This window comes from Neomoorella sulfitireducens (genome assembly GCF_024733845.1).
GTDB lineage: Bacteria > Bacillota > DSM-521 > Neomoorellales > Neomoorellaceae > Neomoorella > Neomoorella sulfitireducens.
In genome coordinates, this window is the sequence record NZ_JANRHG010000001.1 from 221,389 (window position 1) to 234,654 (window position 13,266).

Annotated in this window: 15 protein-coding genes; 4 read left to right on the forward strand and 11 right to left on the reverse strand. The window is 54.5% G+C overall.

The genetic code is table 11. The features are described from left to right. Positions 1–88: 88 nt before the first annotated feature. The 7 genes from thiE to NWF31_RS01075 all read right to left on the reverse strand — a co-directional run bounded on the left by thiE (position 89) and on the right by NWF31_RS01075 (position 5,437). The gene (thiE, locus tag NWF31_RS01045) at positions 89–718 is read right to left on the reverse strand and encodes a thiamine phosphate synthase (RefSeq protein WP_258358644.1); all 630 of its coding nucleotides are present in this window, start codon (positions 716–718) and stop codon (positions 89–91) included. Positions 719–788: 70 nt separating this feature from the next. Continuing rightward, a complete protein-coding gene (locus NWF31_RS01050) occupies positions 789–1,178 on the reverse strand; it encodes a response regulator (protein ID WP_258358645.1) in 390 nt (129 codons plus the stop codon). Positions 1,179–1,445: 267 nt separating this feature from the next. Next, positions 1,446–1,796, reverse strand: coding sequence for a type II toxin-antitoxin system PemK/MazF family toxin (locus NWF31_RS01055; protein ID WP_258358646.1), 351 nt, complete (start codon positions 1,794–1,796; stop codon positions 1,446–1,448). A 1-nt stretch (position 1,797) separates the two neighbouring features. Continuing rightward, positions 1,798–2,073 (reverse strand): CopG family ribbon-helix-helix protein, encoded by a 276-nt coding sequence (locus NWF31_RS01060; protein ID WP_277998702.1) that lies wholly within the window; start codon positions 2,071–2,073, stop codon positions 1,798–1,800. Positions 2,074–2,207: 134 nt separating this feature from the next. After that, on the reverse strand, positions 2,208–3,350 hold the full coding sequence (gene alr, locus NWF31_RS01065; protein ID WP_258358647.1) for an alanine racemase: 1,143 nt from the start codon (positions 3,348–3,350) through the stop codon (positions 2,208–2,210). A 59-nt stretch (positions 3,351–3,409) separates the two neighbouring features. Further along, a complete protein-coding gene (locus tag NWF31_RS01070; RefSeq protein WP_258358648.1) occupies positions 3,410–4,969 on the reverse strand; it encodes an NAD(P)H-hydrate dehydratase in 1,560 nt (519 codons plus the stop codon). 96 nt (positions 4,970–5,065) lie between these two features. Continuing rightward, positions 5,066–5,437, reverse strand: a complete 372-nt coding sequence (locus NWF31_RS01075; RefSeq protein ID WP_258358649.1) for a holo-ACP synthase — start codon at positions 5,435–5,437, stop codon at positions 5,066–5,068. Between the two features lie 231 nt (positions 5,438–5,668). Between NWF31_RS01075 and acs the strand changes: the two genes are divergently transcribed. From acs to NWF31_RS01090, 3 genes are all read left to right on the forward strand, one after another. Next, the gene (gene acs / locus NWF31_RS01080) at positions 5,669–7,615 is read left to right on the forward strand and encodes an acetate--CoA ligase (RefSeq protein WP_258358650.1); all 1,947 of its coding nucleotides are present in this window, start codon (positions 5,669–5,671) and stop codon (positions 7,613–7,615) included. 217 nt (positions 7,616–7,832) lie between these two features. Further along, on the forward strand, positions 7,833–9,188 hold the full coding sequence (locus NWF31_RS01085; protein ID WP_258358651.1) for a histidine kinase: 1,356 nt from the start codon (positions 7,833–7,835) through the stop codon (positions 9,186–9,188). Next, positions 9,178–9,939: a LytR/AlgR family response regulator transcription factor gene (locus tag NWF31_RS01090; protein WP_258358652.1), complete on the forward strand. Its 762-nt coding sequence runs from the start codon at positions 9,178–9,180 to the stop codon at positions 9,937–9,939. Before NWF31_RS01085 ends, NWF31_RS01090 begins: the two co-directional genes overlap by 11 nt. Positions 9,940–9,994: 55 nt before the next feature. On the opposite strand, the gene NWF31_RS01095 is transcribed toward NWF31_RS01090, so the two are convergent. From NWF31_RS01095 to NWF31_RS01105, 3 genes are all read right to left on the reverse strand, one after another. Further along, complete coding sequence (locus tag NWF31_RS01095) at positions 9,995–10,570, reverse strand: CorA family divalent cation transporter (RefSeq protein ID WP_258358653.1); 576 nt, start codon at positions 10,568–10,570, stop codon at positions 9,995–9,997. Positions 10,571–10,691: 121 nt separating this feature from the next. Continuing rightward, positions 10,692–11,765 carry an ACR3 family arsenite efflux transporter gene (gene arsB, locus NWF31_RS01100; RefSeq protein ID WP_258358654.1) on the reverse strand — a complete coding sequence of 358 codons (1,074 nt, stop codon included), beginning with the start codon at positions 11,763–11,765 and terminating at the stop codon, positions 10,692–10,694. Positions 11,766–11,865: 100 nt separating this feature from the next. Next, the gene (locus NWF31_RS01105; protein ID WP_258358655.1) at positions 11,866–12,255 is read right to left on the reverse strand and encodes an ArsR/SmtB family transcription factor; all 390 of its coding nucleotides are present in this window, start codon (positions 12,253–12,255) and stop codon (positions 11,866–11,868) included. 258 nt (positions 12,256–12,513) lie between these two features. Between NWF31_RS01105 and NWF31_RS01110 the strand changes: the two genes are divergently transcribed. Next, positions 12,514–12,708 (forward strand): hypothetical protein, encoded by a 195-nt coding sequence (locus NWF31_RS01110; RefSeq protein WP_258358656.1) that lies wholly within the window; start codon positions 12,514–12,516, stop codon positions 12,706–12,708. Here NWF31_RS01110 and NWF31_RS01115 read toward each other — a convergent pair. Beyond that, positions 12,705–13,112 (reverse strand): PadR family transcriptional regulator, encoded by a 408-nt coding sequence (locus NWF31_RS01115; protein ID WP_258358657.1) that lies wholly within the window; start codon positions 13,110–13,112, stop codon positions 12,705–12,707. The two genes, NWF31_RS01110 and NWF31_RS01115, sit on opposite strands and share 4 nt — an antisense overlap. Positions 13,113–13,266: the final 154 nt, after the last annotated feature.

Consider the following 13,266-nt stretch of genomic DNA (forward strand, 5'->3'; position numbering starts at 1 on the left):
CAAGGATACTTCTACCTTTACAACGATATTCCTGCCGGAAATTGTACTTGCCCCGGTCGGCCTCCACGTCAGTACATAATTTGATGCCCTATTGCCGGGACTGCCTTACAGCAGCCAGCAATTCCCTGGCTGCTGCAGCAACGTCCGGTGCCCCGATCACCGCCGAAAGGACGGCAATACCATCGGCCCCGGCTGCAATAACTTCGGCGGCGTTATCGTTATTGATGCCGCCTATGGCGATAACGGGTATAGTGACTGCGGCCCGGATAGCCTTTAACCCCGCCAGGCCGATAGGTTCGCCGGCATCCCCTTTACTACTGGTAGCATAGATACTGCCGACGCCCAGATAATCAGCGCCGTCGGCAACGGCCTGCCTGGCCTCGGTCACCGTTCCCGTTGATACCCCCAGGATTTTCCCCGAACCAAGGAGCTCACGGGCTACCCTGGCCGGTAAATCCTCCTGGCCGATATGGACGCCGTCGGCCTCTACTGCCAGGACTACATCAAGGCGATCGTTAATGATAAAGGTAGCTCCCGCAGCGCGGGTAAGTTTCCGGATCTCCCGGCCCAGCTCTACCAATTCTCGGGCCGGCAGGTCTTTCTCCCGCAACTGGATGGCCGTCGCCCCGCCGGCCAGGGCCTCGCGTACCAGTTCCAGGGTTGGCCGGCCCCCTCCCAGTTTAGTTGTAATAATAACGTACAAATCCCATGAAGCCATCGTATTGTCCACCTCCAAAAATTATAAAAGCCACCTGCCGTGGTATACAGGCGGCTTTTATACTTCGTTATCATTGAGCCGCTTTCCTGCCTGCAGGTTCTTCGCCAGGCAAAGCGACCTTGACTTTAGCCTTTAATTCGTCCAGGTCAAAGGGTTTGTAGATAAAGTCTGTGGCTCCTAGGCGCCATACTTCGGCCACAGCCATCCCATCAAAATAAGCCGACATAATAATAACCGCTGTTCGCGGTGCTATGGCCTTGATTCGCGGTAAGGCTTCCAGGCCGCCCATGACGGGCATCCTGACATCCATCACTACCACATCCGGTTGCCAGCGTTCCACCTGGCGCAGGGCCTCTCTCCCGTTAACTGCCGTTGCCACCTGATAGCCTTCTTCCTGGAAAGCAAGCTGTAATAAGGCGCGCACACCCCGCTGGTCATCAACGATTAGTATTCTTGGCACGACAAAACATCCTCCGGCATTATCTCAAAAAGCAGCTGTACAAAGTTACCACCGGTGTTTATTCGACACGCAGTGACCAATTCCTTGCAACTAAGGTAAAAATATATTAAAAAAAGACGGCTCTACATCACCGCCACGTCAGAAGCAGGTCATGGCTAATTACCGGTTAACTTGGAGATAGGCCGCGCACCAGGCTACAGCTAACTCCCTTCCTTGGCGCAGCCACAATTTATCCTGCTACTTCCCTGCTATTTTCCTTCCTACAAGTCATATCTCTATCAAACCCAGGCTGATCTCTATGGCGCGGTTGACCTTTTCCAGGGTTTCTTCGTCAAGGACGGCTATCTTCTGTTTGAGGCGGCTTTTGTCAATAGTGCGGATTTGTTCCAGGAGGATAACCGAATCCCGCTCCAGGCCGCTCCTGGCAGCGCTGATTTCCACGTGGGTGGGTAATTTTGCCTTGGCGATCTGGGACGTTATAGCGGCAACAATCGTGGTAGGACTGTACTGATTGCCGATGTCATTCTGGATGATGAGCACCGGCCTGGTTCCTCCTTGTTCGGAACCGACAACCGGATTCAGATGGGCATAAAAGACGTCTCCACGCCGAACCAGCATTTTATTTACACTCCGCCAGTCTGCTGTCGTAGTATTTCTGGGCTTCATTCTCTATATCATAGTGTTCCACAGCAAGGGACAGGTTGATTGACGCCATTTCCTGGTAGCCCCGCTTCATTTGCTCCCGTATATTGCGGCGTTTACGTTCCGTTATATATAATTTCATGGCTTCGCGGATAAATTCACTCCTATTTCGCCTTTCCAGGGTCGCCAGGCCGTCGACCTCGGCCAGGAGGCTTTCCGGTAAACTGATCATGATCCGTTTAACACCCGGCAAGAAAAGGCACCTCCTCTGGGAAGTACAACTTTAGAACGCCCTGAGCAGGATACATTCTATAAACACTTTATATTGCCGTCATGATATAACCAATTATAGCGGTAAAGGATTACCAGTGCAAGGGCGGTAGGAAATCATTTTAATAACCATTTTTTAACTTTTGGTTTATATACCCGTGGTACCCTCCCGGAAATCATGCAGAGAATTTCGTAGTTTATCGTCCCCATCCACCCGGCTACCTCTTCCACGGATAAGATCTCCTTTCCCTGGCGGCCGAAAAGGACAACTTCATCACCAACGCGGGCTTCCGGTATAGCCGTTACGTCTATCATGCACTGATCCATACACACCCGGCCGACAACCGGTGCCCGGCGGCCCCGGATTAATATTTGCGCCCGGTTGGAAAGAAGGCGCGAGTAGCCGTCGGCGTAACCTATCGGTAAAGTAGCTATCCTGGCAGGAGCAGGGGTACAATAAGTGCAACCATAACTGATAAAAGCCCCTGCCGGCACATCCTTCACCAGGACGATCCGGGTCTTCAAAGTCATGGCCGGGTGCAAGTCCAGGCGCTCCTTCCGGACCTCCGGCGAAGGATAGTGACCATAAAGGATAATCCCCGCCCGCACCAGGTTGAAATGGGTTTCCGGCAGGTCGATTATGGCGCCGCTATTGGCGGCATGGCGCCAGGGGAAGGTCAGGCCCTGCTGTTCCAGGTCGGCAATTACTTTCTGAAACAGGTCCAGTTGCCGCCTGGTATAGGTTTTATCGGCCGCATCGGACGCGGCAAAATGGGTGAAGATACCTTCCAGCCGGACGTGTGGCAACCTGGCCATGGCCAGGACCTCCGCAACGGCCCGGTCAGGCAAAAAACCCAACCGTCCCATGCCGGTATCAATTTTTAAGTGCAGCCGCGCCCTGGTCCCGGCGGCAGCAGCGGCAGCATCTAAGACCCGGGCCTGTTCCAGGCTAAAGACCGTCTGGGACAGGTCCGCGGCCACCACCCGGCCGGCATCTTCGGGCGGGGTATAGCCTAAAATAAGAACGGGGGCTGTAATCCCCTCTTCCCGTAAAACCATAGCCTCATCAAGGGTAGCTACTCCCAGCCACGTGACACCGTTCGCCAGGGCCGTCCTGGCTACGGGCACGGCCCCGTGCCCGTAAGCGTTGGCTTTGACAACAGCCATAACCTCAGTTTGGGGGGGCAGTATTTTTTTAATGGCGCGGACGTTGTGGGCAATCGCGGCTAAATCAATCTCGGCCCAAACTGGCCGTGGCAATAGATTTCACCTCCGGATAAAAAATGGCGGCAACGGCAGCTGTTCCATGCCATTTCCTTCTAGGTGGCTGCCTCTAGCTTGCGAAAAGCCGCCGGCAGGAAGTTAATGAGTTCTCCTGCCATAAGGGCATGCTGGCCTACCCGGGTCTGGGCTTCGTCCCCTGCCGCCCCGTGCAAGAAGGCCCCAAGGGCTGCAGCAACCCCCGGCTCCAGGCCCTGGGCAATCAAGCCGGCAATAATCCCCGTCAGGACATCGCCGCTGCCGGCGGTAGCCATACCGGGATTTCCCGTAGGATTGATGTAGGCCTGCCCGTCAGGCCAGGCGATAATAGTGCGGGCGCCCTTAAGAAGGAGGATTGCACGCCATTCCCGGGCATACTTCCTGGCCATTTCCAGGCGATCTTCCTGGACCTTGGCCGCCGTTGTCCCTGCCAGGCGCGCCATCTCCCCCGGATGGGGCGTCAGGACCAGGGGACCGTGATCGCCGGCGAGGATGCCGGTATCTGTTGCCAGGGCGTTGAGGGCATCGGCATCGACCACCGCCGGAATTTTAAGGAGGGGCAGCAGTTCCTTTACCAGTTCCGCTGTTGCCGGGTCCCGGGAAAGACCCGGTCCCAGGGCCAGGACGTCACACGTAGCCAGGCGATCCAGAATGGGTTTCAGGGCCTCCCGGCTTAAGTATCCGCCCGGTGTTTCCGGCAGGGGACAGGTCATAACTTCCGTAGTCTTCATTTCCAGGATCCAGTGTACGCCCCGGGGTACGGCCGCCGTTACCAGGCCAGCCCCGGCCCTTAAAGCTGCCGTAGCCGCCAGGGTAATAGCCCCGGTCAAGCCCGGTGCCCCTCCTACGGCCAGGACGTGACCATACACGCCCTTATGGCCCCCGGCATCCCGCCGTGGCAGGTGAGAGCGGCACCATGACGCCGTCAGCAGATGCAGGTTAAAACGCTGGCTGTCAATGAGTTTCCGCGGAATGCCTATGTCGGCCACTTCCAGGCGACCGGCATAGCTTGCCCCCGGCTCAACGGCCAGGCCCAGTTTGGGCAAAGCAAAGGTTACAGTCCAGGTAGCCTGGATGCAGGGACCAAATACCCGCCCGGTATCTGCTTCCAGCCCGGAGGGTATGTCTACAGCTATAGTCTCCCGGTGGGCTTTATTAATCATGGTAATGACCGCTGCCGGAAGTCCCAGGGCCGCCCCTTTGAAACCGGTACCAAAAATGGCATCAACCACCAGATCGGCATAAAGAAGGGCGATGTCCGCCCGCTGGAGATGGCTTTCCCCCAGGATCGGGTAGAGCTTGCCGCCCATCTTCTGGTAAATCTCCAGGTTGGTACGGGCGTCCCCCCGCAGGTCCTCCGGCCGGGCGAGGAGGAAGACCTTGACTTCCGCTTCCTGGTTTAACAGGTGACGGGCGACCACCAGGCCGTCGCCACCGTTATTGCCTTTACCACAGAAAATTAATACCCGGCGGTTCTTCGTACGGTCTTGAAAATGGCGCCGGATGGATTCGACCACCCTTAAACCCGCATTTTCCATGAGAACAATACTGGGCACCAGGTACTCGCTGGATGCCAGGCGGTCCAGCTGTCCCATTTCCGCGGCTGTTACCAGGTACATACCTCATCCGTCCTCCGAAAATATAGTTCTACAAAAACGATGCTTTCCGGCGGGGATATATCCTTCCACCGCGAAAGGTACTGCGCGCCGGCAGGACTACTCTCCCAAAGCCATGGCTACTGCCGTGGCATAAGCCCGGCAATGGGAGAGGCTGACGGTTATAGTGCCGGCTCCCACCTCGCGGGCCAGTTCCCCGGCCCGGCCATAGAGCACGACCTTTGGCCGCCCGCCATCCTCCCGGACAATCTCAATATCCCGGAAGGAACAGCTACCCAATCCCACCCCCAGGGCCTTCATTACCGCCTCCTTGGCGGCAAAGCGGGCAGCCAGGGAGGCACCGGGACGATGCCGGCGCAGGCAGTATTCCTGTTCCGCCGGCGTAAATAACCTGTTCATTAAACGCGGGTGGCGCTTTAAAGCCCTTTCCAGGCGTTCTATTTCAATGATGTCAATACCAAGGCTCGCCATAACCCCATCCTTGCCATGTTAATCACCTTTTAATCCCCTTTGCTTTATTCGGCAACAATGGCAAAAAACCTCCCTGGCCTTAAAAAGTACCTTAACGGGCGCGAAATGCACCGGGGCAATTTGTACCCCTTGGCCTACCGTTAAATCCGGCCAAACGACCTTTGGCGTCGAAAGCCTTTATTTTTCTCCTTCTCCTGATTAAGATAAAAGCACAGGAAAGGAGTGAGAACCATGAGTAAAGACGCCAGGACCATTGAAGCGCTGCTGAAGGAAAACCGTACTTTTCCTCCGCCGCCTTCCTTTGTAGCTGCGGCCAACGTCAAGGATACCGCTTTATATAAAGAAGGCGAAGATATAGAGCATTTCTGGGCCGGAGAAGCCGCCCGGCTCCACTGGTTCCGGCCCTGGGACAGGGTGCTGGAGTGGGAATATCCCCTGGCCTGGTGGTTCAACGGCGGTACCCTCAACGTATCATACAACTGCCTGGACCGGCACCTGGAAACCTGGCGCCGCAATAAGGCAGCCCTTATCTGGGAAGGAGAACCGGGGGACGCAGTGGTACTTACTTACCGCGACCTGTACCGGGAAGTCAACAAGTTTGCCGCCGTTCTCCGATCGCTGGGGGTTAAGCGCAATGACCGGGTCACCATATATCTACCTATGATCCCGGAACTACCCATCGCCATGCTCGCCTGCACCCGCATCGGCGCCGTTCACAACGTGGTCTTTGGCGGTTTCAGTGCCGCCGCCCTGCAGGACCGCATTAATGATGTCGGCGCCAGGGTCCTGATCACCGCCGACGGCGGCTTCCGTAAAGGAAAAATAGTTGCCTTAAAGGAAAATGCCGATACGGCCCTGGCCGCAACACCTTCTGTTGAAAAAGTTATCGTCACCAAGCGTACAGGGCAGGCAATAAATATGCAACCGGGCCGGGACCTCTGGTGGCACGAACTCATGGCTGCCGCTCCCCTCTATACCCCACCGGAACACATGGAAGCTGAAGATCCCCTCTTCATCCTTCATACCAGCGGCACCACCGGCAAACCCAAGGGAGTAGTCCACACTACGGCCGGATACCTTGTCGGCGTTGCCACTACCTCCCATTACGTATTCGACCTCAAGGACGAAGACGTCTACTGGTGTACTGCCGACATCGGCTGGATTACCGGCCACAGTTACGTGGTCTACGGCCCCCTGGCCAACGGGGCCACCGTTCTCATGTATGAGGGCAGCCCCGACTACCCCAGGCCGGACCGCTACTGGCAGATTATTGAGAAATACGGGGTTACCGTTTTTTATACCGCACCGACGGCCATCCGCTCCTTTATGCGTTACGGCCCGTCCTACCCGGCCCGGTACGATCTCTCTTCCTTGAGGTTGCTGGGGACGGTCGGCGAGCCCATTAATCCCGAGGCCTGGATGTGGTACTACAACTATATCGGCCACCGCCGCTGCCCCATTGTCGATACCTGGTGGCAGACAGAAACGGGCATGATTCTAATTACCCCCCTGCCGGGTTTGACTCCCTTAAAACCCGGATCGGCCTGCCAGCCCTTCCCGGGAGTGGAAGCAGCGGTTGTCGACGATCGCGGCGAACCGGTACCACCGGGCAAAGGCGGCTACCTGGTTATTAAAAAACCCTGGCCGGCCATGATGCGCACCATTTTCAACGACCCCGAACGCTATGTCAACCAGTACTGGAACCGCATCCCCGGCTATTACTTTACCGGTGACGGCGCCCGCGTGGACGAAGACGGGTACTTCTGGCTCCTGGGTCGCGTCGATGACGTCATTAATGTCTCCGGCCACCGTATCGGCACCATGGAAGTAGAAAGCGCCCTGGTGGATCACCCCGGAGTTGCCGAAGCGGCCGTCATCAGCCGGAAAGATGATATCAAGGGGCAGGCCATAGTGGCCTTCGTCACGGTTAAAGACGGCATTGAAGCCACACCCGACCTTGCCAGGGAACTGAAGGAACATGTAGTACAAAAGATCGGCGCCCTGGCCAGGCCGGAGGCCATTTACTTTACTGCCGAGTTACCAAAAACCAGGAGCGGGAAGATTATGCGCCGCCTCCTCAGGGATATTGCCGAAGGCCGCGCCCTGGGGGACACCTCCACCCTGGCCGACCCGGCAACAGTAGCCAGGCTGAAAGCCGTTTACGCCGAGGAGGCCTGATTAAGAGAACAAAAGCAGGAAAACAGGAATAAGTGAAAGCCTCTCAGTTGCTATAAGGAGGGAGTACCCGTAAGCAATGGGTTCTCCCTTTTATATTTTTTAAGAAAGCAAAGCAATAGTTGTCCCTGATTGACAAAGGAGCCCATTCGTTGTAGCATGAAAGTAACAACAGTCAGTACACGCTTTCTTAATTTTTTGTCACTTGGGCGGAGGAAATATGACTTATAAATTATACCTACTTTTTACATCTTTGACCCTGCTGGAAACAATAGCAGCAGTCATCTTTTTTCACACCTCACCCTTAATCACCGCCTTTATTTTTGGGGCTATTAATGCATTGGGAGCGGGAGTTATTAGAGCTTTGCAGGGGCCCCCGTGCTCATTAACCCAGTCCCCGGTGGAACAAGAGGAAGAAAAGGATCCCACAGAGGGTATTTTTGCTTCAACCTTGCAGATTGCCCATGAAACCCTGCCGGTATTGCGGGGGGGGTTAAATGAAGCTACGGCCGCCAAAACAGCGGAGATAATCCAGAATATCACCGAAGTTCCGGCCATCGCCATAACCAATCGGGAAAACGTCCTGACGTTCCTGGGGGTGGGATGCGACCAGCACCGAGCCGGCGACAGGATTTTAACGGAAGCCACCAAAGAAGTAATCGCTACGGGCAAATTGAAGGTTGTCCATACCCCCCAAGGGCTTTGCTGCCCGCGGTATAATATGGGCTGTAACTGCCCTTTGAAAGCTGCTGTGATCGTTCCTTTAAAATGCCGGGAAGAAATAGTAGGGGCTTTAAAACTCTACCAGACCAGGGAAGGAGTTTTTCCACCCCTCATCATCCGCCTGGCCATCGGTCTGGCCGATCTTTTGAGCCTGCAGATCGAACTGGCCGAGTTGGACCGCCAGCGCCAGCTCCTGACCGAAGCCCGGCTGGAGGCATTGAACGCCCAGATTAATCCTCACTTCTTCTTTAATACCTTAAATACCATTATAAGCTTTAGCCGTACCGACCCGGAGCGGGCCCGCCGCCTGTTGATCCGCCTGGCCAGCCTCTTCCGCCAGACCCTGAACCGCCGCGGTAGCCTTACTACTTTACGCGCAGAGCTGGAATGTGTCCGTACCTACCTGGTCCTGGAGAAGGCCCGCTTCGGCAGCAAATTCCGTTATCTCCAGGACGTTCCGGTGGATTTACTGGACTATCATATACCGGTTCTCAGCCTGCAACCCCTGGTGGAAAACGCCATCAACCACGGCCTCCTTCCTAAAGAAGGCCCCGGGATAATCAAAATTACCGGGCGTCTGGTGGGCAACGAGCTCCATTTAACCATCACCGATGACGGGGTCGGTATTCCAGCGGAAAAGCTGCCCCTGGTTTTCCAGCCGGGTTACGGTTCGGGTAACGGGGTCGGTTTAAGCAACGTCAACCTGCGCTTCCAGAACCTTTACGGCCCGGATTACGGTTTGCGCCTGGAAAGCAGCGGCAACGGCACGACTGTTTTCCTGCGGGTGCCCGTCATCCGGACGGCAATCGTAAAAGACGCCACGGCAAAGGAGTTGCTGCTCAATGAAGCTTAAAGCCCTGATTGTCGATGACGAATACCCGGCGCGTCAGGAACTGCGCTTTATGCTCCAGGAGTTTAAAGACGTAGAAGTGGTGGGTGAAGCCACCAACGCCCGGGAGGCTTTGAACCTCGTCAGCGCCCTTGATTACACGGTGCTTTTCCTGGACATCAATATGCCCGGGATGAACGGCCTGGAACTCTCCCGGGCTATTCAAAAGCGGCCCAACCCGCCCTTAATTATTTTTGTCACGGCTTATGAAGAGTACGCCCTGCAGGCCTTTGAAGTCAATGCCGTCGACTACCTGTTAAAACCCTTTGATGAAAAGCGCCTGCGCCAGGCCATTGAGAGGGTCCGCCGCCTGGTGGAACAGCGCCAGCTGCAGCCGTCCGCTCCCGCAGCGGGAGCGGACGGCAACGGCAAGGGGCGTCTCAACCGCCTGCCGGTGGAAAAAGACGGTAAGACCATTCTCCTGGACCAAAACGACCTTATTTATGCCTGCACCCAGGGGGACAATGTATATTTAAAAACAGTAAATGAACAGTACCTTACGCGTTTTACCCTCAAAGAACTGGAAAACCGCCTGGATCCCCGCGTTTTCTTCCGCTGCCACCGCTGCTATATCGTCAACCTGACCAGGGTGCGGGAAATCGTTCCCTTCTTTAACGGCACCTATACCCTGATAATGGCCGATAAGCAGCAGAGCGAAGTGCCCGTTAGCCGCAACCAGGCCCGCAAGCTAAAAAGCCTCCTGGGGATTAATTGAAATATTTTAGCCGGCCACCGGCCGGCATTTTTGTTAGTTGCAAAGCATTCTCATGCTAGAATCCATATTTTCCTGCTAATAATACGGTTATTATTATGGCCAGGGCGCTGATGATCACACCGGCCAGGGTGTTCCTATTGGCCCTATTGTTCTCATGTATCTCCTGATGTAGTGAATCCAGCCTTTCCTCAAATCTGCTATATACTTCCTTCGTTTCCTGGCGGTACTGGTTCAGCCTCCCTTCCAGGGCGTTGATGCTCTCTTTCGTTTCCTGGCGATACTGGTTCAGCTTCCCTTCCAGGGCGTTGATGCTCTCTTTCGTTTCCTGGCGGTACTGATTTAACTTCCCTTCCAGGTCTTTTAGGCCCTCTTTCATTTCCTGGCGCAATTGATCTATTCTCTGATCGAGGCCCGCAATTTTCCCCTCTAAACTATCTTTTATGCCGTCAATACGCTGGGATAAATTATCTATCCGCAAGGAGAGGTTGTCCGTACGCTGGGCCAAATGATAATAACCGAATTCCGCTATCTTAGGTTCCACGCCTTCCGAAGCCGCGGCAATCTCTTTCCTAGCGCCTTCTATTATTTCTTTTTCGGACATGGCCATCACTTCCCCTCTCCTTTCTGCCAATATTTTAACACTTCCCGGAGAGGCCAACAAGTAAAACTTACCTGTCTATCCCCCTACGATGTAATATCAAAAGGGAGGCTTGCGGCCTCCCTTTTCCCGTTCAATTTCCCGCCTTTCCTGCTTACTTCCTGCCAGGTACCGCTTCATAGTACCGTCGCTGGAAGCCCAGGGCCACGTTAACCAAGCCGATCATCACCGGAACTTCAATAAGGGGACCGATGACCGCGGCGAAGGCCTGGCCGGAATTGATGCCGAAAACGGCCACGGCCACGGCGATTGCCAGCTCAAAGTTATTGCTGGCGGCGGTAAAGGAAAGGGTTGTCGTCTGTTCATAATTGACCCCCAAGCGCATGCTGAGGAAAAATGAAATTAAAAACATGAGGACAAAGTAGCAAATCAGGGGAATGGCTACCCTGACCACATCCATGGGCAGGGAAACGATATACTGGCCTTTTAAAGAAAACATGACTACTATGGTAAACAACAGGGCGATTAGCGCCAGGGGGCTGATTTTAGGAACAAAGGTTTTCTCGTACCATTCTTTGCCCCGGGCCGGCATGAGGGTAAAGCGGGTGATAACACCGGCCAGGAAGGGGATACCCAGGTAGATTGCCACGCTGGTAGCCACCTCGCCGATGGATACATGGACTTTCATCCCCTGGAAGCCCAGCCACGCCGGCAACAGGGTGATGAAGATATAGGCGTAAATCGAATAAAAGATAACCTGGAAGATGGAGTTCAGGGCCACCAGGGCGGCGGCGTACTCGGCATCGCCCCGGGCCAAGCTGTTCCAGACGATGACCATGGCGATGCAGCGCGCCAGGCCGATTAGTATGAGTCCGGCCATGTATTCGGGGTAATTGTGTAAAAAGATAACGGCCAGTACAAACATCAAGATGGGACCGATAATCCAGTTCTGGATAAGGGAGAGGGCCATAACTTTGCCGTTGCGGAACACCTTGCCCAGTTCCTCGTATTTCACCTTGGCCAGGGGTGGGTACATCATGACGATCAGGCCGATGGCGATGGGGATTGATGTTGTTCCCACCGACATTTTATTCAGGGCATCCGCCACCCCGGGTACGATATAACCAAGGGCCACACCGAAGGCCATGGCCAGGAAGATCCACAGGGTCAAAAAGCGGTCCAGCAGGGATAACCTGGCCACGGGTTGATTGTTGTTTGCTGTTGCCATTACACCGAAATCCTCCCTCTTTTCCCGTCGCTATGCTGCCGGTTACCTGGTTACTTTAGTAAGTACTATAAAGGCATTGCATCATCCCATAAAACGCGTTTTAATTGTTGCCGTCTTTGCTACCCCTCTTACGGGGCGCCCTGCAGGCAACCTTGGGGTTTTCCATGAGATGCTGCAGCTTTTCATAGTAGGGAGCAAATTCTTCTTTTTCCGCCAGGGGTATATCCAGGTAGGCCAGCCATTCCCGGAGAAACGCGGCCAGTTTTTCTCTATTGAGGTGATAAAATACCCACTGGCTTACTTTTTCCTCCCAGACCAGGTCAGCTTCCTTTAACACCCGCAGGTGCTGGGAGATGGCCGGCTGGGTGATGCCCAGGATCTCTTCCAGCTCGCAGACACAAAGTTCCTCTTCGGCCAGCAAGGCAATAATTCGCAATCGCAAATGCTGGCCCAGGGCTTTAAAGGCCTTTTCCCAATCCTTCAAATTCACCCCCTTCACCTCCTTAAATAAGTGATTAATTATATAATATTAAGCTTCGCTTGGTTTGTCAATATTTTAGATTACGTCTTAAGTTTTACTTGTGGTACAAGGCGAAATAGCCGCACCGTCCAGGATGGAACCGGCCGGCGATACGCGCTAAATGGCGAAAATCCCCTTGACATGGGTATGGACCGGTAGTATTATGTGATTAGCTTATATATGTTTTTAACATATATAAGCTAATTATAAAAGGAGGGAAAAAGGAAAATGTGTGGATGCCATACTCATGCTTGGGGACAGTTAGGAAGAGGCTGCTGCCACGGCCATCACCACGGAGGCTTCCACCGCCGCTTTTTAACCACCGCAGAGAAAAAAGCCCGCCTGGAGGAGTATTTTAAAGAGCTGCAGGCCGAAGTGAAAGCCGTGGAGGAAAAGCTTAAGGAACTGGGAGAAGGGGCTTAATTCCCCTTCTCCATGTCTTTGTCCTGGCCAAAAATAGCTTCGTAACGGCGAAGAAAGGTGTCCAGGGCGGCTTTATTGCGCCGGATGGTCACCGCCCAGTCATGGAGGTAATCTATCCCTTCCGGGGTTATCTCATAGCTCCGCCGGGCCGGTCCCGGGCCGCCAGTCGACCAGTGGGACCGCACCAGGCCTTCTTCCTCCAGGCGGCGTAAATTGCGGTAGACCGCCCCGGCATCGGGAACGCCTTCCCATAATCCCAGGCGGTTCATGCTTTCCATCAGTTCGTAACCGTGGGTAGGTCTTTCATATAGCAATAATAATAAACAGGGCTGCAAAAAGCCCTCCATCCGGGCGCCGCGACAATCGCAGCGGCCATGATGGCCGCCAGGACCGGGACCACACATGGAACCACTTCCTATCTGTTATTTACATATGTATGTTGTTAACATAATTTAAAGATAAAACATTAATTCCCTGCTGTCAACATTAGGGGTGGCAAGCTAAAAGATCTTACTACTCAGCAAATACAAACGGCGGAAAGCAGAAAGGAGCATAGCT